The organism is Acidovorax sp. Root219 (assembly GCF_001428665.1).
Lineage (GTDB): Bacteria > Pseudomonadota > Gammaproteobacteria > Burkholderiales > Burkholderiaceae_C > Acidovorax.
Genome location: NZ_LMIJ01000027.1, coordinates 94,611 through 115,920, shown reverse-complemented (window position 1 = coordinate 115,920; position 21,310 = coordinate 94,611). Strand labels below are relative to the sequence as shown.

The window sequence follows — 21,310 nt, the reverse complement described above, 5'->3', positions numbered from 1 at the left end:
AGCGGGCGGGTACCAACCGCCCGTTTTTTTTGGTCGTTTGCTTTTGGAGCTCGAAGCCTCTGGGGGTTATCGGGTTTTTTGTTTTTCCGGGATTGAATAGAACACGTGGCACTGCAGCAAGTCGTTGAACAAATTGTGATTGGCCTGGGGTATGACCTGGTGGAGATCGAACGCTCCGCTGGTGGTCTGCTGCGCATCACCATCGACTTGCCCTGGGTACAGCCTGCCGCCGATGCGCCCGCGCCGGCCGTAGAGCAGTACGTCACGGTCGAAGATTGCGAGAAGGTCACCCGCCAGCTGCAGTTTGCGCTGGAGGTCGATGGCGTTGAATACAAGCGCCTGGAAGTGTCTTCTCCCGGAATCGATCGACCCTTGCGCCACGAGCAGGACTTCGTGCGTTTCGAAGGCTCGATCATCGACATCACATTGAGGGCGCCCATCGGCGCGGCAGGAGCGGGGCAGGTGAATGCCACGCGCAAGAAATTTCGCGGCACGCTGGAGCGGGCCGAGGCAGGGGGTTGGCAGATCGTCTGGAGCGAAGAGCCCGCTGTCAAGCCGGGTCAAAGAATCAGCAAGAAGCGCGTGCCCGCCCCGTTGCAGGCGCTGGGCTTCACCCTGGATGAAACACGGGAAGTCCGTCTGGCGCCCATTGTCGATTTCAAGGGGCGCAGCAACAAGCCAGGGGCCGAGCCCGCCTGAGTTGCAAGCAGGCTGCTGAATGAATTGGGCAGATGGCCGCCGCGTGCAGCCTTTGCTTATCGGGTGATTGAACTAGGAGAGTCGTCGCATGAATCGCGAATTGTTGATGTTGGTTGAGGCCATTTCGCGCGAAAAGAACGTGGAGCTGGACGTGGTCCTGGGCGCCGTGGAGTCGGCCCTGGCCCAGGCTACCAAGAAGCTGTACCAGGGCGAGGTGGACATTCGCGTGTCCGTCGATCGCGACAGCGGCAACTATGAGACTTTCCGCCGCTGGCTGGTGGTGCCTGACGATGCAGGCCTGCAGAACCCGGAAGCCGAAGAACTGCTGATGGATGCGAAAGATCGCATTGCCGACATCGAAGTCGGCGAGTACATCGAAGAAGGCGTCGAATCCGTGCCCATCGGCCGCATCGGCGCCATGGCAGCCAAGCAGGTCATCCTGCAGAAGATCCGCGACGCGGAGCGCGAAATGCTGCTCAACGACTTCATGTCGCGCGGCGAGCGCATCTTCACCGGCACCGTCAAGCGCATGGACAAGGGCGACATCATCGTCGAGTCCGGCCGGGTGGAAGGCCGCCTGCGCCGCAGCGAGATGATCTCCAAGGAAAACCTGCGCAGCGGTGACCGTGTGCGCGCCATGATCATGGAAGTGGACCTGACGCTGCGCGGCGCGCCCATCATCCTGTCGCGCTCGGCGCCCGAGTTCATGATCGAGCTGTTCCGCCAGGAAGTGCCCGAGATCGAACAGGGCCTGCTGGAGATCAAGAGCTGCGCCCGTGACTCCGGTTCGCGCGCCAAGATCGCCGTGCTCTCGCACGACAAGCGCGTGGACCCCATCGGCACCTGCGTCGGCGTGCGCGGCACCCGCGTGAATGCGGTGACCAACGAGCTCGCCGGCGAGCGCGTGGACATCGTGCTGTGGTCCGAAGACCCGGCCCAGTTCGTGATTGGTGCGCTGGCCCCGGCCAACGTCTCCTCCATCGTGGTCGATGAAGAAAAGCACGCCATGGACGTGGTGGTGGACGAGGAAAACCTCGCCATCGCCATCGGCCGCGGTGGTCAGAACGTGCGCCTGGCGTCCGACCTGACCGGCTGGAAGATCAACATCATGGACGCCGCCGAGTCGGCGCAAAAGCAGGCCAACGAGTCCGACACGGCCCGCAAGCTGTTCATGGAAAAGCTCGATGTGGACGAGGAAATCGCCGACATCCTGATCTCCGAAGGTTTCGCCAGCCTGGAAGAAGTGGCCTATGTGCCGCTGCAGGAAATGCTGGAAATCGAAAGCTTCGACGAAGACACCGTCAATGAGCTGCGTGCCCGTGCCAAGGATGCGCTGCTCACCATGGAAATCGCCCGTGAGGAAAGCGTGGAAGAGGTCTCCCAGGACCTGCGCGACCTCGAAGGCCTGACCCCGGAGCTGATTGCAAAATTGGCCGAAGGCGGTGTGCACACACGTGACGACCTGGCCGATCTGGCCATTGATGAGCTGACCGACCTGACCGGACAGTCTGCAGACGATGCCAAAGCCTTGATCATGAAGGCGCGCGAACACTGGTTCGCGGGGCAGCAAGAGTAAGGGTCAGGGAGGCACGAACCACATATGTCCAGTAATACTGTCGCCGAGTTTGCAACCGAACTCAAAAAATCGCCTGAAACCCTGCTCGACCAGCTCAAGGCTGCCGGCGTGGGCAAGGCCGCCCCGTCGGACGCGTTGACCGAGTCCGACAAGCAAAAGCTGCTCGTGTACCTGCAAAACAGCCACGGCACCGCCGCGGTCGACCGCAAGAAGATCACGTTGACGAAGAAGTCCACCAGCGAGATCAAGCAGGCCGATGCCACGGGCAAGGCGCGCACGATCCAGGTGGAAGTGCGCAAGAAGCGCACCTTCATCAAGCGCGATGATGGCGTGGAGGGCTCTGCCGAGTCCGAAGACGCCGTGGTGGAAGAGACACCGATCTCGAGCGAAGAGCTCGAGCTGACGCGCCGCGAGGAAGAAGCACGCCGTCAGGCCGAGCTGATCCGCCGCCAGGAAACCGAACTCGCCGAAAAGCGTGCCGAGCGCGAAGCCCGCGAACAGCGCGAGCGCGAAGCCGAAGAGCGCGCTGCCGCCTACGCTGCCCAGGAAGCCGAAAAGAAAGCCCAGGCCTCTGCCGTCAAGCAGGAAGCCACACGTGAGCAGGCCGCCGAGGCCGCCGCACGCAACGCTGCCCAGACCGAAGCCCGTGAAAAGGCTGCAGCCGAGTCCAAGGCCCGCTCCGACGAGGAAGTGGCCCGCGCCGCCGACCTCGACGCACGCCGCCGCAAGGCCGAAGCCGAGGCAGCCGCCATCCGCTCCATGATGGCCACGCCCAAGAAGGCGGTCATGGTGGCCAAGAAGCCCGAAGAACCCAAGCCCGTGGCCAAGCCCGCGCTGGCTGGCGATGCCAAGAAGGGCACGCTGCACAAGCCCGCAGTGGGCACGGGCACCGGTCCGGCACGCCCTGGCGCACCTGCCACGGCGGCAGCGCCTGGCGCGGCCGCCGGCAAGGAAGTGAAGTCGGCCAAGCTGTCCTCCAGCTGGGCGGGCGACACGGCCAAGAAGAAGGAAATCAAGACCCGCGGCGACAGCAGCGGGGGCGTGGGGCGCAACAACTGGCGCGGAGGCCCGCGTGGCCGCCGTGGCAATGACCGCGACCACCGTGACGACCACCACCAGCAATCCGCTCCGGTGGAGGCGCGCATCATCGAAGTGCACGTGCCCGAAACCATCACGGTGGCAGAGCTGGCGCACAAGATGTCGATCAAGGCCAACGAAGTCATCAAGGCCCTGATGAAGATGGGCCAGATGGTCACCATCAACCAGCCGCTGGACCAGGACACCGCCATGATCATGGTGGAAGAAATGGGCCACAAGGCCGTGGTGGCGGCTCTGGACGACCCGGAAGCCTTCACCGACGACGACACCTTGCAAAAGGACGTCGAACTGCTGCCACGCGCACCTGTGGTCACCGTCATGGGCCACGTGGACCATGGCAAGACCTCGCTGCTCGACTACATCCGCCGTGCCAAGGTCGCCTCGGGCGAAGCCGGCGGCATCACGCAGCACATCGGTGCCTACCACGTGGAAACGCCGCGCGGCATGATCTCGTTCCTGGACACCCCTGGCCACGAGGCGTTCACCGCCATGCGTGCCCGTGGTGCACAGGCCACCGACATCGTGATCCTGGTGGTAGCAGCGGACGACGGTGTCATGCCCCAGACCAAGGAAGCCATCAAGCACGCCAAGGCGGCTGGTGTTCCCATCGTGGTGGCGGTCAACAAGATCGACAAGCCCGATGCCAACGCCGATCGCGTCAAGCAGGAGCTGGTGGTCGAGTCCGTCGTGCCTGAAGAGTACGGTGGCGAGTCGCCATTCGTCTCGGTGTCGGCCAAGACCGGCCAGGGCATCGACGACCTGCTCGAACAGGTGCTGCTGCAGGCCGAAGTGCTGGAGCTGAAGGCACCGGTCGACTCGCTGGCCAAGGGCCTGGTGATCGAAGCCCAACTGGACAAGGGCCGCGGCCCTGTGGCCACGGTGCTGGTGCAGTCCGGTACGCTCAAGGTCGGCGATGTGGTGCTTGCAGGCCAGACCTACGGCCGCGTGCGCGCCATGCTGGACGAAAACGGCAAGACCGCCAAGACCGCAGGCCCATCGATCCCGGTGGAAATCCAGGGTCTGACCGAAGTGCCCCAGGCTGGCGACGAATTCATGGTGCTTACGGACGAACGCCGTGCCCGCGAAATCGCCACCTACCGTGCCGGCAAGTTCCGCAACACCAAGCTGGCCAAGCAGCAGGCTGCGAAGCTCGAGAACATGTTTGCCGACATGACGGCAGGCGAAGTGAAGATGCTGCCCATCATCGTCAAGTCCGACGTGCAGGGTTCGCAGGAAGCGCTGTCGCAGTCGCTGCTCAAGCTCTCGACCGACGAGGTCAAGGTGCAGCTGGTGTACGCCGCAGTGGGCGCCATCAGCGAGTCGGACATCAACCTGGCGATCGCCTCCAAGGCCATCGTGATCGGTTTCAACGTGCGTGCCGATGCCGGTGCACGCAAGCTGGCCGAGAGCAATGGCGTCGATCTGCACTACTACAGCATCATCTATGACGCTGTGGACGAGTTGCGCGTGGCCATGTCGGGCATGCTGGCTCCCGAGCAGCGCGAAGAGATCATCGGTACGGCCGAGATCCGCACGGTGTTCGTGGCGACCAAGATCGGTACGATTGCCGGTTCGTACATCACCTCGGGCATGGTCCATCGCAATGCACGCTTCCGCCTGCTGCGCGACAACGTGGTGGTCTACACGGGCGAAGTCGACTCGGTCAAGCGCCTCAAGGACGACGTCAAGGAAGTCAAGGAAGGCTTCGAGTGCGGTATCAAGCTCAAGAACTACAACGACATCAAGGAAGGCGATCAACTCGAATTCTTTGATATCAAGGAAATCGCGCGGACGCTGTAAACGATGGCTGCGAAGAAGAAGTCCTCCACCCCGAACCGCGCCTTCAAGGTCGCCGATCAGATCCAGCGCGATCTGACGGAGCTGATCGCGCGCGAGTTGAAAGACCCGCGCGTGGGCATGGTGACGCTGCAGGGTGTGGAGGTGACTCCCGACTACGCGCACGCCAAGGTGTTCTTCAGCCTGCTGGTGGGCGACCCTGTGGAAACACAGGCGGCGCTCAACCAGGCGGCTGGGTTCCTGCGCAACGGCCTGTTCAAGCGCCTGCACATCCACACGGTGCCCACGCTGCACTTCGTGTACGACCGCACCTCCGAGCGTGCGGCCGACATGAACGCCTTGATCGCCAAGGCCGTCTCTTCGCGCGCCCAAGAGGAGTAGTCCATGCACTCGCCTCGCACCAGGGTGCAGCGGCGCCCTGTGCATGGGGTGTTGCTGCTGGACAAACCGCTCGGCCTGTCGAGCAACGACGCCTTGCAAAAGGCCAAATGGCTGCTGCGCGCCGAAAAAGCGGGCCATACCGGCACGCTTGATCCGCTGGCCAGCGGCGTGCTGCCGCTGTGCTTTGGCGCGGCCACCAAGTTCAGCCAGTTGCAGCTCGATGCCCCCAAGACCTATGAGGCCGTGGCCCTGCTGGGCGTGACCACCACCACCGGCGATGCCGAGGGCGACGTGATCGAACGCCGCCCCGTGGTGCTGGCCGAGCTCACGCCCGAGCGCCTGGCCGCCGTGCAGCTGCAGTTCACCGGCCCCCTCCAGCAGGTGCCGCCGATGTACAGCGCCCTCAAGAAGGACGGCAAGGCCCTGTACGAATACGCGCGCGCCGGCATCGAGGTGGACCGGCCCGCACGCGACGTGGTGATCCATTCGCTTTCCCTCACGCTGCTGGCGGACAATCCGGATGCCATCGCCGTTAAAATGGTGGTGCAGTGCAGCAAAGGCACCTACATCCGCACGCTGGGTGAGGATGTGGGCGCGGCGCTGGGTTTCGGTGCCCACCTTACCTTTTTGCGCCGCATCGATACCGGGGGTATCGGGGTGGAGCGCTGTGTCACGCTGGCGCAGCTCGAAGCCATGGAGGAGGGGGCGCGCCTGGCGCAGCTGGAGCCGCCCGAGTCCCTGCTGGCGCAACACGTGCGTGTCACGCTGGACAGCGAGAATGCTGCTCGCTTCCTGTCGGGCGTACGCCGCCGAGGCACCTGGCCCGATGCCGGGGCCGTGGCGGTGTTTGGCGACAATCCCCCGGCGCTGCTGGGGGTGGGCCACATCGTGGGCGGGGAGCTGGTGCCCGACAGGCTCCTGAGTCCGCTGGAAATTCAACAAATTTTGGAAGGTACGCCGCACCTGCAAGCCAGCGGCACATTGGAAAAACTATGACTAAACAGATCCGCAACATCGCCATCATCGCCCACGTTGACCATGGCAAGACCACCATGGTGGACCAATTGCTGCGCCAGTCCGGCACCTTCGCCGACCACGAAAAGGTCGTCGACACCGTGATGGACAACAACGCGATTGAAAAAGAGCGTGGCATCACGATTCTGGCCAAGAACTGCGCCGTGAGCTGGGAAGGCACCCACATCAACATCGTGGATACCCCTGGTCACGCGGACTTCGGCGGTGAAGTGGAGCGTGCCCTGTCCATGGTCGACAGCGTGGTGCTGCTGATCGACGCGCAAGAGGGCCCCATGCCCCAGACGCGTTTCGTGACCAAGAAGGCCCTGGCCCTGGGCCTGCGCCCCATCCTGGTGGTGAACAAGGTGGACAAGCCCGGTGCCAACCCCGACAAGGTCGTGAACGCCGCGTTCGACCTGTTCGACAAGCTCGGTGCCACCGATGAGCAACTCGACTTCCCCGTGGTGTATGCCTCGGGCATCAACGGCTGGTCGTCGCTGGTGGAAGGCGCTCCTGGCGAGCAGTGGGGCCCCGACATGTCGGCCCTGTTCAACACCATCCTGAGCCACGTTCCCCCGAACACGGGTGACCCGGCCGCTCCGCTGCAGCTGCAGATCTCGGCGCTGGACTTCTCCACCTTCGTGGGCCGCATCGGCGTGGGCCGCATCAGCCAGGGCACCATCAAGCCCATGATGGACGTGGTCGTCATGGAAGGCCCCGATGGCAAGGCCGTCAAGGGCCGCGTCAACCAGGTGCTGACCTTCCAGGGTCTCGATCGCATGCAGACGCCTTCGGCCGGCCCCGGCGACATCGTGCTGATCAACGGCATCGAAGACATCGGCATCGGCGTGACCATCACCGACCCTGCCAACCCCGCGCCGCTGCCCATGCTCAAGGTGGACGAGCCCACGCTGACCATGAACTTCTGCGTGAACACCTCGCCACTGGCCGGCCGCGAAGGCAAGTTCGTGACCAGCCGCCAGATCTGGGACCGCCTGCAAAAGGAACTGCAGCACAACGTCGCCCTGCGCGTGAAGGAAACCGACGAAGAAGGCATCTTCGAAGTGATGGGCCGTGGTGAATTGCACCTGACCATCCTGCTCGAAAACATGCGCCGCGAAGGCTACGAAATGGCCGTGTCCAAGCCCCGCGTCGTGTTCCGCGACGTGAACGGCGAAAAGCACGAGCCTATCGAACTGGTGACGGCCGACATCGAAGAAGGCCACCAGGGCGGCGTGATGCAGGCGCTGGGCGAGCGCAAGGGCGAGCTGGTGAACATGGAGCCGGACGGCCGTGGCCGCGTGCGCCTGGAGTACCGCATTCCTGCGCGGGGCCTGATCGGCTTCACCAACGAATTCCTGAACCTGACGCGTGGCTCGGGCCTCATCAGCAACATCTTCGACAGCTACGAGCCGCACAAGGGCGACATCGGCGGCCGCAAGAACGGTGTGCTGATCTCCATGGACGACGGTGAAATCTTCACCTACGCCCTGGGCAAGCTCGACGACCGTGGCCGCATGTTCGTCAAGGCCAACGATCCCGTGTACGAAGGCATGATCGTCGGCATCCACAGCCGCGACAACGACCTGGTGGTGAACGCCACGCGTACCAAGCAGTTGACCAACTTCCGCGTGTCCGGCAAGGAAGACGCGATCAAGATCACGCCGCCCATCGATGCCACGCTCGAATACGCCGTGGAATTCATCGAAGACGACGAACTGGTCGAAATCACGCCCAAGTCCATCCGCATCCGCAAGCGCCACCTGAAGGAAAGCGACCGCAAGCGCGCGGGCCGCTGATCGCGCGGCGTTCCCTATCCTTGCTGGAGAGGGGAATGACGACACCAGGCTGAAAGGCTTGCCAAAGGGCCACAGTCACCATGCTGTGGCCCTTTTGTCGTCAAGAGCGGTTAAAAGAACTCTTTCGGCGCCGTCGCTGCGCCCAGGCCTTCGGGCTGGGCGCGTTGCATGGGGCTGCTTATGGACGAGGATGCAGGCGATGGCGGTAACCCGGTGAAGCTCACCCACTCAAAGGCCGTGGCCCTGATGGTCGCCGTGACCCTGATGTGGTCCATCGCCGGCGTGGTCACGCGCCACCTGGAGCAGGCGCGCAGCTTCGAGGTGACCTTCTGGCGCAGCCTGTTCACGCTGGCTGCGCTGCTGGTCATACTGCCTGCGCTGCAGGGGCGCGCGGTGTTCGCCTCCATGCGCCAGAGCGGGCGGGCGCTGTGGATCTCGGGCCTGTGCTGGAGCGTGATGTTCACCGCCTTCATGGTGGCCATTCTGCTCATGCCGGTGGCCAACGTGCTGGTCACCATGGCGGCAGGGCCCCTGCTCACCGCGCTGTTCGCGCGCGTGTTCATCGGCCACCGCATCGCCCCGCGCACCTGGGCCGCCATCGGTGTGGCAGGCTTGGGTATCGCCTGGATGTACGGCTCGCAAATGGCCGGGCTGCCCGTGGTGGGCACGCTGGTGGCCTTGTGCGTGCCCGTCGCCGCTGCCATCAACTGGACGGTGGTGCAGCACGCGCAGCGCCACGGCCATGCGGTGGACCTGGCGCCCGCCGTGCTGGTGGGGGCGGTCATATCGGTGCTGACCACGCTGCCCCTGGCGCTGCCGTTCCAGGCCTCGGCGCATGACCTTGGGCTGCTGGCCCTGCTGGGCGTGGTGCAATTGGCCATCCCCTGCGTGCTGGCAGTGCGCTGCGGACAGGTGCTCAAGGCCCCCGAACTGGCTCTGCTGAGCCTGCTCGAAGTGATCTTTGGTATTTTGCTGGCATGGCTGGGTGCGGGCGAAGAGCCCGCCGCCGCCGTGCTGACGGGTGGCGCGCTGGTGATCGGCGCGCTGGTTTTCAACGAATTACTGGCTTTCAAGGAACAACAATGACGGAGACGACCATGACTGCAACCAATACGGCGGCGCCTGCTGCCGCTGCCGAAGTGCTGAGCGAAGTGCGCGGCCAGGTGGGCTTCATCACGCTGAACCGCCCGCGCGCGCTCAATGCGCTGTCGCTGGGCATGGTGCGCGACCTCATGGCCATCCTGCTCGCGTGGCAGCACGACGATGCAGTGCTGGCTGTGGCCATCCGCGGCAGCAACAAGGAAGGCCCCTTCGGCGCCTTCTGCGCCGGTGGCGACATCCGCTTTTTGCACCAGGCCGGCAGCCAGGGCAACCCGCAGCTCGAGGACTTCTTCACCGAGGAATACGCCCTCAACCACCTGATCCACAACTACGCCAAGCCCTACATCGCCTTCATGGACGGCATCGTCATGGGCGGGGGCATGGGCATCAGCCAGGGCGCCGCGCTGCGCGTGGTGACCGAGCGCACGAAGATGGCCATGCCCGAGACGGCCATCGGCCTGTTCCCCGACGTGGGTGGTGGCTACTTCCTGGCCCGCTGCCCCGGCAGCGCGGGCGAATGGCTGGCGCTCACGGGCGACACCATCGGTGCCGATGCGGCCGTGGCCTGCAACCTGGCCGATGGCTGCATCCCGGTAGACCAGCAGGCCCCCGTGTGGGAAGCCCTGGGCACGCAGCAGTTTGCCGATGCCGAAGCCGTCAAGGCCTTTGTCGTGGCGCGCCTGCTGCCCAAGAACCAGGCTGTTGCGGCAGAACTGGCCCAGGCGGATACCTACTTCGCGCTGCCCACCGTGGGTGAGATCGTGCGCGCCCTCGAAGCCGCTGATTCCGACTGGGCGCGTGCCACCGTCGCCACGCTGCGCAAGCGCTCGCCGCTGATGCTGCACGTGGTGCTCGAACAGATCCGCCGCGCGCGCGGCATGGGCCTGGCCGACGACCTGCGCATGGAGCGCGACATGGTGCGCCACTGCTTTTACCTGCGCCCCGGCCAGAGCGAAACGGTGGAGGGCATCCGCGCCCTGGCCGTGGACAAGGACCATGCGCCGAAGTGGAACCCCGCACGCATCGAAGACGTCACGCCCGCAATGGTGGCACCGTTCTTCGCCAGCCCCTGGCCCGCGCACTCGCATCCATTGGCAGCCTTGGTGTGACCCAGAACGTGGCCCGCTGACCTCGTCAGCGGGTTCCCGTCAGGCCCCTGCTGCGACGGCCTTTGGCGCCTGCGCATGCATGCGCAGCAGCATCGACTCGAGTTTTTCGTTGGTCAGCCCGGTATGCGCAGGCGCACGTGCCGCCTGTGTGTCGGCTGCCCGCACCTGCTCACGGCCCGATGGGCTGGCGGCGCGCTCCAGCGTGGGGGCCGAAGAACGGGTGCTGTGTGCTGTCGTCATGGCGAATTGATCCATCGGTAGTGTTGCTTGCTGCGCGCAACAGTCTGATGGGGACCCGTGCCGGCCGGTCGCCGGAAAAGCGGGGTGAAGCCGAGCCAGATCGGCGGATCGGGTGAGGGCTACAGCTGCCGGTGCACCGCCGCTGCCAGCGTAAGCAACTCCTGGCGCGAGAGCTGGCCGCTCAAGGCATAGCCAAAGCCCTGGTCAACCCAGTAGAAGCCGGGCACAGGGCCATCGCTGGTGAACTGGAAGGCGGTCTCTGCCGCACTGGGCGGTGCTGGCGCACCGGGCTTGGCAGCAACGGGGGCTGCCGGGGCGCCGGGCCGCGCGATGGCGCCCAGGTACAGGGTGATGCGCTCGCCCTTGGTGTTCTGGTACATGAACTGCGCGCGTGCGCCCGCATCACCGGGCAGCAGGCGGCCACCCACCAGCTCATAGCCTTCATCGGCCAGCACGGGCAGCTTGAGCGGGCGGCCCAGCCGCTTGGACAGCCACTGCACCAGGTGCTCCTGCTGCGCGGCAGGCACCTCCACGGGGTGGCGCACCTCGGGCTGGTACACGGCATGCGCCACGGCGGCCTGCTGGGCAAAGCGCTGCCCCGTGGCGGCCAGCACCAGGGCCTGGCTGTCGGTGCGGCCCGTGGCGGGCCACAGGCTGCGCCCGGTCCAGCCCAGGGCAAACGCCAGCAGCACAGACGCCGCCATGCCCCCCCAGCGCCACCATTGGTCCTGCCGCTCCCCGCGGGCCGACGTGCGCAGTGCGGCGGCCACCAGGGCCTCGGGTACCGGCTCGGCCAGCATGCCTTGGTGCAGGGCGCGCAGTTGCTGGCGCTGCTGCTGCCAGTGCACCAGGGTCTCTTGCGCGCCGGCCTGGCCTTCAAGCCGGTGGCGCAGGGCGGTTTCATCCGCAGGCGACAGGCGGCCATCCGCCAGCGCATGCCATGCGGCTTCGTCGTCGGTGGGTGGGGCAGGGTGGTGGTGCTTGTCCATGGCGGGCTGGCGCTCGGGCTTCATCATTTGAGGCGGCGCAAGGTGGTTGGCTGGCCGGCGGGTGCACCGTGGTCCGGGGGGTTCTCGGTGGCTGCCAGGGGCGCTGTGGCCGAGGCGGCAGGCGCACGCTCCATCAGCAGGCGCAGGCGGCTGCGTGCGCGCGACAGGCGCGACATCACCGTGCCCACGGGGATGCCCAGAATGCGCGCCGTGTCGCCATAGTCGATGTCCTCCAGCGTCACCAGCAGCAGCACGGCGCGCTGCTCGGGCGGCAGGCGCTGCAGGCAGCGCTCCAGGTCCAGCGCATCGTCGCCCATGCCGGCGCTGCCCTGCAGGCTGTCGTGCAGGTCATCCAGGTCCAGGTGCGGCAGCGGGGGCTGGCTGCGCAGCTGGTTGAGGTACAGGTTGTGCATCAGCGTGAACAGCCAGGCGCGCAGGTCGCTGCCCGTGCGCCACAGCAGCCACTTGCTGCAGGCCCGCTCCAGCGTGTCCTGCACCAGGTCGTCGGCCGCCCATGCATCGCCGGTGAGTACGCGCGCATAGCGGCGCAGTGCGGGCAGCTGTTCGACGACCTGGGTGCGGTTCATGCCGAGGGGGCGGGGTAGCGATCAGGGGCGTGCCGTGCGCCACACCTGGTTCACGCCGTCGCCCGTCTTGTCGCCGGGCTTGGCATCCTTGACCCAGTAGTACAGCGGCTTGCCCTTGTAGGCCAGTTGCATCTTGCCGTCGTCACGGGTGACCACGCTGTAGTCGCTGCCAGGGGCTTTGTCGGCCATCAGCGGCGGCCAGTTGGTGGCGCAGGGGCCGTTGCACACCGACTTGCCGCTGCCGGCGGTGTCGCGGTCAAAGGTGTATAGCGTCATGCCGCCGGCACCCACGAGCACGCCGTCCATGGTTTTCACGGGGCCATCGGCGGCCATGGTGGAGCAGCCGGCAATGGCAACGAACGCGGCGATGGACAACAGGGTCTTTTTCATGGTTTCTCCAAGTGGAAGAAGGGGGTTGCAGGCACCGGCAAATGCCGCCTTGCACCTCCACAAACACCGGGGCGCAGTGGTTTATTCCACCGCGCATGAAAAAAGTTGAGCCTGCCCGCCAGGCGTCAGCGGTTGCGACTTTTCATCGCACGTTCCACCTCGCGCTTGCCTTCGCGGTCCTTGATGGTGTCGCGCTTGTCGTGCTCGGCCTTGCCCTTGGCCAGGGCGACCTCGCACTTCACGTAGCCGTTCTTCCAGTGCAGGTTCAGCGGCACCAGCGTGTAGCCCTTTTGCTCCACCTTGATGATCAGGTGCTTGATGTCATCCTTCTTGAGCAGCAGCTTCTTGGTGCGTATGGCATCGGGGCTCACGTGGGTCGAAGCGGTCTTGAGCGGGTTGATCTGGCAGCCCAGCAAGAACAGCTCGCCATCGCGGATCAGCACGTAGCCGTCGGTCAGCTGCACCTTGCCTTCGCGCAGCGCCTTCACTTCCCAGCCGTACAGGACCATGCCTGCCTCGTGGCGTTCTTCGAAGAAATAGTTGTAGGCCGCCTTCTTGTTATCGGCAATGCGGGCGGTTGGATCGGGTTTCTTGGCCATGAGTTATTAATTGAGGCGCAAACGAGGAGATAAAAGGCCTCCCTACAATGCTTGTGTCTCGCACCTGTCATTTTAGGGTGTGTCCTCGATCTTCTTTGGCCCATGCCACCGCATGTGGCGACGATCGTGGCCAAAGCCCTTTTCCTGCATGAAAACCGTCAACAAGTCCGTCCTCATCTGGTACAGCCCCGAAGAAATGTTCGCCCTGGTCACGGGGGTCGAAAAATACCCCGAGTTCCTGCCCTGGTGCGACAGTGCCACCGTGCTGGAGAAGTCGGACGAGGGCATGACGGCCGAGGTGGGCATTGCCTTTGGCGGCATCCACAAGACCTTTGTCACCCGCAACACGCACGAGGCAGGCCGGCGCGTGCAGATGCGCCTGGTCAAGGGCCCGTTCTCGCAGCTCGACGGCGATTGGCACTTTCACCCCGTGGGCGACGGCAGCCAGCGCGCCTGCAAGGTCGAGCTGGGCCTGAACTACGGCTTTGACAACGCCGCCCTGGCCGCGCTGGTGGGCCCCGTGTTCGACCGCATCGCGGGCAGCATGGTCGACGCCTTCGTGAAGCGCGCGGAGCAGGTGTATGGCTGATGGCGCAGGTGCCGCACCGGCGGCTGCGGCAGCCCTGCAAATCACCGTAGTGGTCTCGCTGGCGCCCCGGCAGGTAAGCGAATGCACGGTGCAGTTGCCCCCCGGCAGCACCCTGGTCGACGCCCTGCAGGCCGCCGGGCCCATGGCTGCGCAGCGCGAGGGCATGGTGTGCGGCATCTGGGGCCGGGTGCAGCCCGAGACCACCGTGCTCAAGGACCAGGATCGGGTGGAGCTGTACCGGGGCCTGAAGGTCGACCCCAAGGTGGCGCGCCGCGAGCGCTTTGCGCGCCAGGGTGCACGCGCCACCGGCCTCTTTGCCCGGCAGCGGCCGGGCGGCAAATCAGGATACTAAATGAAACAAAAACGGCGCCCAAGGCGCCGTTTTTTTGCCACGAATGGGCTTTTGGCGGGCTCAGCGCTTGCAGTCGGAGGCAATCACCGCGTCTATGCGCTTGACCTCGGCATTGCGCTGGGCCTCGTCGAGGAAGATGCGCTCGCCCTGGGCATTGGTCTGCCTGAGCGGTGTGCCCGACTCGAACATGGTCTTGGATGCTTTGGCGCGGGCACAGTTTTCTGCCTTGGCCTTGGCCACCTTGTCTTCTTCGGCCTTCTTCTTGGCGGCTTCGGCGGCCTCGGCTTCGGCCTTGCGCTTCTCCAACTCCTTGTCCTTGCCGCTGGCGGCGCTGGCCGCTGCTGCGGGGGCGGCGGCTGCGCCAGGGGCCGCCGCCGTGGCGCCGGCCGGTGCCTGTGCGGCTGCAGCGGCCGGTGCGCTGGCCGGCGTGGTCACGCGCGGTGCCCCAAAGCTCGGCTGCTTGAGCATGTTCTTTTCCGGAATGTCCTGCGGCGGCGGGCGGTCGCTGAAGACCTTGCGGCCGTCCTTGTCGATCCACTGCCATTGCGCGGCAGCACCCAGGGCCCAAGTGCAGGCGACGGCCAGTAAAACAATCTTGTGCAATTTCATGCAGACAAGTTTAGCCGTGCAACAAGTCCGCCGCCAGTGCGCCCGGACCACCGGGTGCGCTGCGGCGACGCCCAGGCAGGGCGCCCGCGCCCTGCAGTGTCGCACGGACGCGGGTACAATCCGTCTTTTGGAGCCTTCTCATGCGCCTTCTTGGAAAAGCGCTCACCTTCGACGATGTGTTGCTGGTGCCAGCGTACTCCCAGGTCCTGCCCAAGGACACGTCCCTCGCGACGAAACTCTCCCGTAACATCCAGCTGAACCTGCCTCTCGTGTCCGCCGCCATGGACACCGTGACCGAAGCACGCCTGGCCATTGCCATTGCCCAGGAGGGCGGCATCGGCATCGTGCACAAGAACCTCACGGCGCAAGAGCAGGCCGCCCAGGTGGCCAAGGTCAAGCGCTACGAATCCGGCGTGCTGCGCGACCCCGTGGTCATCACCCCCGAGCACACCGTGCTGCAGGTGCTGCAGCTGTCCGAGCAACTGGGCATCTCCGGCTTCCCGGTGTGCGACGGCGGCAAGGTGGTGGGCATCGTCACCGGCCGCGACCTGCGCTTTGAAACGCGCTACGACGTCAAGGTCCACCAGATCATGACCCCTCGCGAAAAGCTGGTCACCGTCAATGAAAAGGACGGCACCACGCCGGCCGAAGCCAAGGCGCTGCTCAACAAGTTCAAGCTCGAGCGCATCCTGGTCGTCAACGACGACTTCGAGCTCAAGGGCGTGATCACCGTCAAGGACATCACCAAGCAGACCAGCTTCCCCAACGCCGCGCGCGACAGCGCCGGCCGCCTGCGCGTGGGCGCGGCGGTAGGGGTAGGCGAAGGCACCGAAGAGCGTGTCGAAGCGCTGGTGCGCGCCGGTGTCGACGCCATCGTGGTCGACACCGCCCACGGCCACAGCCGCGGCGTGATCGAGCGCGTGCGCTGGGTCAAGCAGAACTACCCGCAGATCGACGTCATCGGCGGCAACATCGCCACCGGCGCCGCAGCGCTGGCATTGGTCGAGGCCGGTGCCGACGCGGTCAAGGTCGGCATTGGCCCCGGCTCCATCTGCACCACGCGCATCGTCGCCGGTGTGGGCGTGCCCCAGATCATGGCCATCGACAGCGTGGCCACCGCCCTCCAGGGCACCGGCGTGCCGCTGATCGCGGACGGCGGCGTGCGCTACAGCGGCGACATCGCCAAGGCCCTCGCCGCAGGCGCCAGCACCATCATGATGGGCGGCATGTTCGCAGGCACCGAAGAGGCACCCGGCGAAGTCATCCTGTTCCAGGGCCGCAGCTACAAGAGCTACCGCGGCATGGGCAGCATCGGCGCCATGCAGCAGGGCAGTGCCGACCGCTACTTCCAGGAGTCGACCACCGGCAACCCCAACGCCGACAAGCTCGTGCCCGAAGGCATCGAAGGCCGCGTGCCCTACAAGGGCTCCATGGTCTCCATCGTGTTCCAGATGGCGGGTGGCGTGCGTGCCGCCATGGGCTACTGCGGTTGCGCCACCATTGACGACATGAACAACAAGGCCGAGTTCGTCGAGATCACCACCGCCGGCATCCGCGAAAGCCACGTGCACGACGTGCAGATCACCAAGGAAGCGCCCAACTACCGCGCTGATTGATCGTTGTGGATGCAATCTGGCCTGATTGAAAATATCTGGTCAGAATGATATAGTCTGGTCTGAATTCACCATTCAGGCCAGACTTTTTCTTTTTGGAGTCCGCGCATCCATGCAGTCCGTCGGTATCTACGAAGCCAAGAGCAGGTTCTCCGCCCTGATCGAGTTGGTCGAGCAGGGTGAAGAGGTGCGCATCACCCGCCACGGCAAAGAGGTGGTGCGCCTGCTGCCCGTGCGCCGCCGCCCCGTCATCACCGACGAGCAGATCGCCCGCGAGCTGGGCCAGATGGATGCCCTGCACGCGAGCATCCGCCCCGCAAGCGAGGCCGCCACTACCGCCGCCCCCGACACCTTGCGCCGCAAGGGCAGGGCCGCAGCAGCATGACCGCCTTCGTCCTCGACGCCTCCGTCACCGCCGCCTGGCTGCTGCCCGACGCCGCCAGCGAGCACACGCGCCGCCTGTACACCCTGATCCGCCGCGACGAGGTCGAGCCCCAGGCCCCCAACCTCTGGCAGTGGGAGTGCAGCAACCTCATCAGCAGCGGCGTGCACAGCGGCCGCATACCGCCCGCATCGGTCGAAGGCCTGTGGGGCGTGCTCGAAGCCATACGCCACCGCGTGGAGTTGCACGAACTGGCCCCCGCCCAGCACAAAGCCGTGCTCGACGTGGCGCTCGACACCGGCCTGCCCACCTTCGACGCCGCCTACCTGTGGCTCGCCCGCTCCCTGCGCCTGCCCCTTGCCACGTTCGATGCCGCGCAGGCCGCAGCCGCAAAGCGTAGTGGCGTGCAACTGCTGGACCTGTCCACCCTCTGACCGCAGCCCCTCGATCAGCCCCGTTTCTTTTTCATCCCCTCGACGCCACCCACCGCCATGCAACACCAGAAAATCCTCATCCTCGATTTCGGCTCGCAAGTCACCCAGCTCATCGCCCGCCGCGTGCGCGAAGCCAACGTGTACTGCGAAGTGCACCCCTGCGACGTGACGGACGAGTGGGTGCGCGACTACGCCAAGGACGGCTCGCTCAAGGGCATCATCCTCTCCGGCAGCCACGCCAGCGTGTACGAAGACACCACCGACAAGGCGCCCGAAGCCGTGTTTACGCTCGGCCTGCCCGTGCTCGGCATCTGCTACGGCATGCAGACCATGGCCCACCAGCTGGGCGGCAAGGTCGAGGGCGGTCACAAGCGGGAATTCGGCTTTGCGGCAGTGCGCGCCCGCGGCCACACCGCACTGCTCAAGGACATTGCCGACTTCACCACCCCCGAAGGCCACGGCATGCTCAACGTGTGGATGAGCCACGGCGACAAGGTCACCGAGCTGCCCCCGGGCTTCAAGCTCATGGCCAGCACCGACAGCTGCCCCATCGCCGGCATGGCCGACGAAGAGCGCCGCTTCTACGCCCTGCAATTCCACCCCGAAGTCACGCACACCGTGCAGGGCAGGGCGCTGCTCGACCGCTTCGTGCTCGGCATCTGCGGCACCAGCCCCGACTGGGTCATGCGCGACCACATTGCCGAAGCTGTGGAACTTATCCGCCAGCAGGTGGGCAATGAAGAAGTGATCCTCGGCCTCTCCGGCGGCGTCGACTCGTCCGTGGCCGCAGCGCTTATTCACCGCGCCATCGGCGACCAGCTCACCTGCGTGTTCGTCGACCACGGCCTGCTGCGCCTGAACGAAGGCGACATGGTCATGGACATGTTCGTCGGCAAGCTGCAGGCCAAGGTCATCCGCGTAGACGCGAGCGACATGTTCCTGGGCAAGCTGGCCGGCGTGAGCGAGCCCGAAGCCAAGCGCAAGATCATTGGCGGCCTGTTCGTCGACGTGTTCAAGGCCGAAGCCGCCAAGCTCAAGGCCGGCGACGGCGGCCACAAAGGCGCCACCTTCCTGGCCCAAGGCACCATCTACCCCGACGTCATCGAATCCGGCGGCGCCAAGAGCAAGAAGGCCGTCACCATCAAGAGCCACCACAACGTGGGCGGCCTGCCCGAACAGCTGGGCCTGAAACTGCTGGAGCCCCTGCGCGATTTGTTCAAGGACGAAGTGCGCGAGCTCGGCGTGGCCCTGGGCCTGCCGCCCGAAATGGTCTACCGCCACCCCTTCCCCGGCCCCGGCCTGGGCGTGCGCATTCTGGGCGAGGTGAAGAAAGAGTACGCCGACCTGCTGCGCCGCGCCGACGCCATCTTCATCGAAGAACTGCGCAACCACGTCGACGAAGCCACCGGCAAGAACTGGTACGACCTCACCAGCCAGGCCTTCACCGTCTTCCTGCCGGTCAAGAGCGTGGGCGTGATGGGCGATGGCCGCACCTACGACTACGTGGTCGCCCTGCGCGCCGTGCAGACCAGCGACTTCATGACTGCCGACTGGGCCGAGCTGCCGTATGCGCTTCTCAAGAAGGTGTCGGGGCGCATCATCAACGAAGTGCGGGGCATCAACCGCGTGACGTACGACGTGAGCAGCAAGCCGCCGGCGACGATTGAGTGGGAGTGAGGGGACCTTATCGGAGAGCATGGAACCCTCAACCTAACTTGTTGATTGCGTGACCAGAGTCGCGCCTCCAGTGGCATGAAATCAAGCGCGCATGTAGTGGAGCGTCCGGTGGTCGACGAAATTCGCTTCCGCTGCGTTGCTGGTCAATTGGATGATTGTTCTCGGCCCATGTGTCGCCGATCGCTTCCGGGCGATGCATGGGCACTTTCGGCCAACTGCATTGGGTGACAGGAGTCAATGAGGGGGGTGCTTAGTTCTTGTGGGCTAACAGCGGAACCTCGTTGGTGAGCGTCTCTCTGTCATGTTGACTGATAGAAGATCCCTGCACTTTGAATTTCCGCTTTATTCACCTCAACTTGAGGTAGAATTTGCGGAAAATCAAAGGACACTTCGTGCGAAAATTTGAGCTAACAGCCCCCAATGCCTTTATTCGCCGGGCCGCGATCATCGATGATCCGGTGCTAGTGCAAGTACGGCTTCAGGAGCTTAATCCAGACTTGAAGGCTACTCTCTTTCACGATGCCATCAAAGGCGGCTTGGGCGGGCGCAATGATGTAACCCGAGCATCGGCTCCGACAGCTGCTGGTGTGCAGCAGTGGCTGAAGACCGTTGAGGATCTGAGAACGTTGTTGGCTGCGCTTCGGTGGCATATCCACGAGCAGCAGAACTGTCCTTTCATCAGTTCGCCAGACCGCTCTATCTCCATTGTCGTGATGACCGGGAGCAACGAGACGGGGAAGAACGGCTTCGAAGACCCCACGAACCAAGCTGAGAAGGGGGCTGTGGCTGAAAACTTTGTTCAGCAGAACAGTCAGTTGGAGCTCTTCAACCGCGACTCATTCAACCTCGCCAAAGAGAAGCAGAAAGAGACTCAGGTCTGGGCGCTGCTGTATCACTACGACAAGGTGCTGAACGAGGTCCGTTTCGAGCTGTCGCTGCCCACGGGTTTTGACAACAAGAAGATCACGGAGTGGGGTGTTCGCCTTATCTTGGGCAGCATCCCGAACAACCCGGCTGACTTCACCATCCGAAAGGACGAGCCCAACGCGCCTGCCACGGTGGAGGTTGAGCCGAGGACGGGTACGTTTTGAATAGTTGACTATGTCCGAAATCAACCCCAAGCAGATCACGTTTGCCAGGGTGAGAAGGCGCCTGACCAAGGCGCAGTTAGCCAAGGAGCTTGGTGTGACCAGCCGTAGCCTGCAAAACTACGAGACTGGAGCATCTGCTCCTGACCTTGAACTTCTGGCCCGTATCGCGAAACTGCTGAAATTCCCTCAGCAGTTTTTTTTCATTGAAGAAGATATGCCGGAGATCAGGGAGCATGCAGTGAGTTTCCGTAAGCTCTCAAAAATGACGGATGCTATGAAGGCGTGCGCATTTGCTGCTGGCGCGATCGCCTTCAAGGTCAACCAATGGATTGAAGTTCGTTTCAGCCTGCCTCAGGCTGATCTGCCTGACCTCGGCGATCTGGCTCCCGAGGAGGCTGCTGCGACGCTGCGTAGGTTGTGGGGCTTGGGTAATGCCCCGATCCCCAATATGGTCCATCTGCTGGAGTCCAAAGGTATTCGGGTCTTTTCCCTGGCGGAGGAGACGCGTGAGGTGGACGCCTTCTGTACCTGGCACGAAGGCAAGCCATTCATCTTCCTCAATACTGTCAAGTCAGCTGAGCGCAGCCGCTTCGATGCTGCTCACGAACTGGGCCACCTGGTGAGAGACACCCACACAATGCAACACGGCTTGGCGCATGCACCGGAGATGGAGCGGCAGGCTGATGCGTTCGCCTCGGCGTTTCTCATGCCGAAGGAAAGCGTGGTGGCCAACCAGCCGCCGGTGTACACCATTAAGTACCTGATGAAGCTAAAGCACTATTGGGGGGTATCGCTGGCTGCTCTGGCTTATCGGTTCAACTCTTTGGGGCTGGTTAGTGAGTGGAACTACCGAAGCCTGTGTATCGAGATTGCCAAGAGCGGATACCGCACGAACGAGCCGGAACCGATGGAGAGAGAGACTTCGCAGTTGCTGACTAAGGTACTTGACATCCTGCATAGCCGCAAGCAGGGACGCCGTGAAATTGCGGAGAGTCTGAGTCTCAGCGTTGATGAGATCAATGCGCTTACCTTCCAACTAACCAAGTTGTCGGTGATTGCGGGAACTGCCGAGATGGAGCCAACATCGAGAGTCGTTCCAAGTTTGCGCCTGGTTTAGGCGAATCCGAGTCGCGCTGCGTCCGCGTCCCGCTTGCCAGCTTCAGCGCCACCACCGCTGTTAGGCG

At 64.4% G+C, this 21,310-nt stretch carries 22 protein-coding genes; 16 read left to right on the top strand and 6 right to left on the bottom strand.

Annotation, left to right across the window (positions count from 1 at the left end; all coding sequences use genetic code 11):
* Positions 1-105: 105 nt before the first annotated feature.
* The 8 genes from rimP to ASE28_RS24365 all read left to right on the top strand — a co-directional run bounded on the left by rimP (position 106) and on the right by ASE28_RS24365 (position 10,574).
* A complete protein-coding gene (gene rimP / locus ASE28_RS24400; protein ID WP_057203717.1) occupies positions 106-699 on the top strand; it encodes a ribosome maturation factor RimP in 594 nt (197 codons plus the stop codon).
* A gap of 88 nt (positions 700-787) precedes the next feature.
* Entirely contained in the window at positions 788-2,275 is a 1,488-nt protein-coding gene (gene nusA, locus ASE28_RS24395; RefSeq protein ID WP_057203716.1) for a transcription termination factor NusA, read from the top strand.
* 24 nt (positions 2,276-2,299) lie between these two features.
* Positions 2,300-5,173, top strand: a complete 2,874-nt coding sequence (gene infB / locus ASE28_RS24390; protein ID WP_057203715.1) for a translation initiation factor IF-2 — start codon at positions 2,300-2,302, stop codon at positions 5,171-5,173.
* A gap of 3 nt (positions 5,174-5,176) precedes the next feature.
* A complete protein-coding gene (gene rbfA / locus ASE28_RS24385; protein ID WP_057203714.1) occupies positions 5,177-5,551 on the top strand; it encodes a 30S ribosome-binding factor RbfA in 375 nt (124 codons plus the stop codon).
* A 3-nt stretch (positions 5,552-5,554) separates the two neighbouring features.
* Positions 5,555-6,547, top strand: coding sequence for a tRNA pseudouridine(55) synthase TruB (truB, locus tag ASE28_RS24380; protein WP_057268818.1), 993 nt, complete (start codon positions 5,555-5,557; stop codon positions 6,545-6,547).
* Positions 6,544-8,364 carry a translational GTPase TypA gene (typA, locus tag ASE28_RS24375; RefSeq protein ID WP_057268817.1) on the top strand — a complete coding sequence of 607 codons (1,821 nt, stop codon included), beginning with the start codon at positions 6,544-6,546 and terminating at the stop codon, positions 8,362-8,364. The genes truB and typA overlap by 4 nt, the downstream gene beginning before the upstream one ends.
* 180 nt (positions 8,365-8,544) lie before the next feature.
* On the top strand, positions 8,545-9,450 hold the full coding sequence (locus tag ASE28_RS24370; RefSeq protein WP_057268816.1) for a DMT family transporter: 906 nt from the start codon (positions 8,545-8,547) through the stop codon (positions 9,448-9,450).
* 11 nt (positions 9,451-9,461) lie between these two features.
* The gene (locus ASE28_RS24365) at positions 9,462-10,574 is read left to right on the top strand and encodes an enoyl-CoA hydratase/isomerase family protein (RefSeq protein ID WP_057268834.1); all 1,113 of its coding nucleotides are present in this window, start codon (positions 9,462-9,464) and stop codon (positions 10,572-10,574) included.
* Positions 10,575-10,613: 39 nt separating this feature from the next.
* On the opposite strand, the gene ASE28_RS24360 is transcribed toward ASE28_RS24365, so the two are convergent.
* From ASE28_RS24360 to smpB, 5 genes are all read right to left on the bottom strand, one after another.
* Complete coding sequence (locus ASE28_RS24360; RefSeq protein WP_157422109.1) at positions 10,614-10,814, bottom strand: hypothetical protein; 201 nt, start codon at positions 10,812-10,814, stop codon at positions 10,614-10,616.
* A 119-nt stretch (positions 10,815-10,933) separates the two neighbouring features.
* Positions 10,934-11,827, bottom strand: coding sequence for an anti-sigma factor (locus ASE28_RS24355; RefSeq protein ID WP_057268833.1), 894 nt, complete (start codon positions 11,825-11,827; stop codon positions 10,934-10,936).
* Positions 11,827-12,390, bottom strand: coding sequence for an RNA polymerase sigma factor (locus tag ASE28_RS24350; protein WP_057268814.1), 564 nt, complete (start codon positions 12,388-12,390; stop codon positions 11,827-11,829). The genes ASE28_RS24355 and ASE28_RS24350 overlap by 1 nt, the downstream gene beginning before the upstream one ends.
* Before the next feature lie 21 nt (positions 12,391-12,411).
* Entirely contained in the window at positions 12,412-12,780 is a 369-nt protein-coding gene (locus ASE28_RS24345; RefSeq protein WP_057268813.1) for a hypothetical protein, read from the bottom strand.
* Between the two features lie 125 nt (positions 12,781-12,905).
* The gene (gene smpB / locus ASE28_RS24340; protein WP_057268812.1) at positions 12,906-13,379 is read right to left on the bottom strand and encodes an SsrA-binding protein SmpB; all 474 of its coding nucleotides are present in this window, start codon (positions 13,377-13,379) and stop codon (positions 12,906-12,908) included.
* A gap of 148 nt (positions 13,380-13,527) precedes the next feature.
* Between smpB and ASE28_RS24335 the strand changes: the two genes are divergently transcribed.
* Both ASE28_RS24335 and ASE28_RS24330 read left to right on the top strand, forming a co-directional pair.
* The gene (locus ASE28_RS24335; protein WP_057268811.1) at positions 13,528-13,968 is read left to right on the top strand and encodes a type II toxin-antitoxin system RatA family toxin; all 441 of its coding nucleotides are present in this window, start codon (positions 13,528-13,530) and stop codon (positions 13,966-13,968) included.
* The gene (locus tag ASE28_RS24330; protein WP_057268810.1) at positions 13,961-14,320 is read left to right on the top strand and encodes an RnfH family protein; all 360 of its coding nucleotides are present in this window, start codon (positions 13,961-13,963) and stop codon (positions 14,318-14,320) included. Before ASE28_RS24335 ends, ASE28_RS24330 begins: the two co-directional genes overlap by 8 nt.
* 60 nt (positions 14,321-14,380) lie before the next feature.
* Here ASE28_RS24330 and ASE28_RS24325 read toward each other — a convergent pair whose 3' ends face one another.
* Complete coding sequence (locus tag ASE28_RS24325; RefSeq protein ID WP_057268809.1) at positions 14,381-14,929, bottom strand: DUF4124 domain-containing protein; 549 nt, start codon at positions 14,927-14,929, stop codon at positions 14,381-14,383.
* Positions 14,930-15,069: 140 nt separating this feature from the next.
* On the opposite strand from ASE28_RS24325, the gene guaB reads away from it, so the two are divergent.
* From guaB to ASE28_RS24295, 6 genes are all read left to right on the top strand, one after another.
* Positions 15,070-16,545, top strand: coding sequence for an IMP dehydrogenase (gene guaB / locus ASE28_RS24320; RefSeq protein ID WP_057268808.1), 1,476 nt, complete (start codon positions 15,070-15,072; stop codon positions 16,543-16,545).
* Positions 16,546-16,654: 109 nt separating this feature from the next.
* Positions 16,655-16,927, top strand: a complete 273-nt coding sequence (locus tag ASE28_RS24315; RefSeq protein WP_057268807.1) for a type II toxin-antitoxin system Phd/YefM family antitoxin — start codon at positions 16,655-16,657, stop codon at positions 16,925-16,927.
* Positions 16,924-17,358 carry a type II toxin-antitoxin system VapC family toxin gene (locus ASE28_RS24310; protein WP_057268806.1) on the top strand — a complete coding sequence of 145 codons (435 nt, stop codon included), beginning with the start codon at positions 16,924-16,926 and terminating at the stop codon, positions 17,356-17,358. The genes ASE28_RS24315 and ASE28_RS24310 overlap by 4 nt, the downstream gene beginning before the upstream one ends.
* Positions 17,359-17,415: 57 nt before the next feature.
* A complete protein-coding gene (gene guaA / locus ASE28_RS24305) occupies positions 17,416-19,035 on the top strand; it encodes a glutamine-hydrolyzing GMP synthase (RefSeq protein ID WP_057268805.1) in 1,620 nt (539 codons plus the stop codon).
* Between the two features lie 392 nt (positions 19,036-19,427).
* Positions 19,428-20,126: a hypothetical protein gene (locus ASE28_RS24300; protein ID WP_057268832.1), complete on the top strand. Its 699-nt coding sequence runs from the start codon at positions 19,428-19,430 to the stop codon at positions 20,124-20,126.
* 10 nt (positions 20,127-20,136) lie between these two features.
* Positions 20,137-21,243 carry an XRE family transcriptional regulator gene (locus ASE28_RS24295; RefSeq protein ID WP_057268804.1) on the top strand — a complete coding sequence of 369 codons (1,107 nt, stop codon included), beginning with the start codon at positions 20,137-20,139 and terminating at the stop codon, positions 21,241-21,243.
* Positions 21,244-21,310: the final 67 nt, after the last annotated feature.

Coding starts and splice junctions, on each gene's coding strand:
- nusA (WP_057203716.1), top strand. CDS start 788: ATGAATCGCGAATTGTTGATGTTGGTTGAGGCCATTTCGCGCGAAAAG.
- infB (WP_057203715.1), top strand. CDS start 2,300: ATGTCCAGTAATACTGTCGCCGAGTTTGCAACCGAACTCAAAAAATCG.
- rbfA (WP_057203714.1), top strand. CDS start 5,177: ATGGCTGCGAAGAAGAAGTCCTCCACCCCGAACCGCGCCTTCAAGGTC.
- truB (WP_057268818.1), top strand. CDS start 5,555: ATGCACTCGCCTCGCACCAGGGTGCAGCGGCGCCCTGTGCATGGGGTG.
- typA (WP_057268817.1), top strand. CDS start 6,544: ATGACTAAACAGATCCGCAACATCGCCATCATCGCCCACGTTGACCAT.
- ASE28_RS24370 (WP_057268816.1), top strand. CDS start 8,545: ATGGACGAGGATGCAGGCGATGGCGGTAACCCGGTGAAGCTCACCCAC.
- ASE28_RS24365 (WP_057268834.1), top strand. CDS start 9,462: ATGACTGCAACCAATACGGCGGCGCCTGCTGCCGCTGCCGAAGTGCTG.
- ASE28_RS24360 (WP_157422109.1), bottom strand. CDS start 10,814: ATGACGACAGCACACAGCACCCGTTCTTCGGCCCCCACGCTGGAGCGC.
- ASE28_RS24355 (WP_057268833.1), bottom strand. CDS start 11,827: ATGAAGCCCGAGCGCCAGCCCGCCATGGACAAGCACCACCACCCTGCC.
- ASE28_RS24350 (WP_057268814.1), bottom strand. CDS start 12,390: ATGAACCGCACCCAGGTCGTCGAACAGCTGCCCGCACTGCGCCGCTAT.
- ASE28_RS24345 (WP_057268813.1), bottom strand. CDS start 12,780: ATGAAAAAGACCCTGTTGTCCATCGCCGCGTTCGTTGCCATTGCCGGC.
- smpB (WP_057268812.1), bottom strand. CDS start 13,379: ATGGCCAAGAAACCCGATCCAACCGCCCGCATTGCCGATAACAAGAAG.
- ASE28_RS24335 (WP_057268811.1), top strand. CDS start 13,528: ATGAAAACCGTCAACAAGTCCGTCCTCATCTGGTACAGCCCCGAAGAA.
- ASE28_RS24330 (WP_057268810.1), top strand. CDS start 13,961: ATGGCTGATGGCGCAGGTGCCGCACCGGCGGCTGCGGCAGCCCTGCAA.
- ASE28_RS24325 (WP_057268809.1), bottom strand. CDS start 14,929: ATGAAATTGCACAAGATTGTTTTACTGGCCGTCGCCTGCACTTGGGCC.
- guaB (WP_057268808.1), top strand. CDS start 15,070: ATGCGCCTTCTTGGAAAAGCGCTCACCTTCGACGATGTGTTGCTGGTG.
- ASE28_RS24315 (WP_057268807.1), top strand. CDS start 16,655: ATGCAGTCCGTCGGTATCTACGAAGCCAAGAGCAGGTTCTCCGCCCTG.
- ASE28_RS24310 (WP_057268806.1), top strand. CDS start 16,924: ATGACCGCCTTCGTCCTCGACGCCTCCGTCACCGCCGCCTGGCTGCTG.
- guaA (WP_057268805.1), top strand. CDS start 17,416: ATGCAACACCAGAAAATCCTCATCCTCGATTTCGGCTCGCAAGTCACC.
- ASE28_RS24295 (WP_057268804.1), top strand. CDS start 20,137: ATGTCCGAAATCAACCCCAAGCAGATCACGTTTGCCAGGGTGAGAAGG.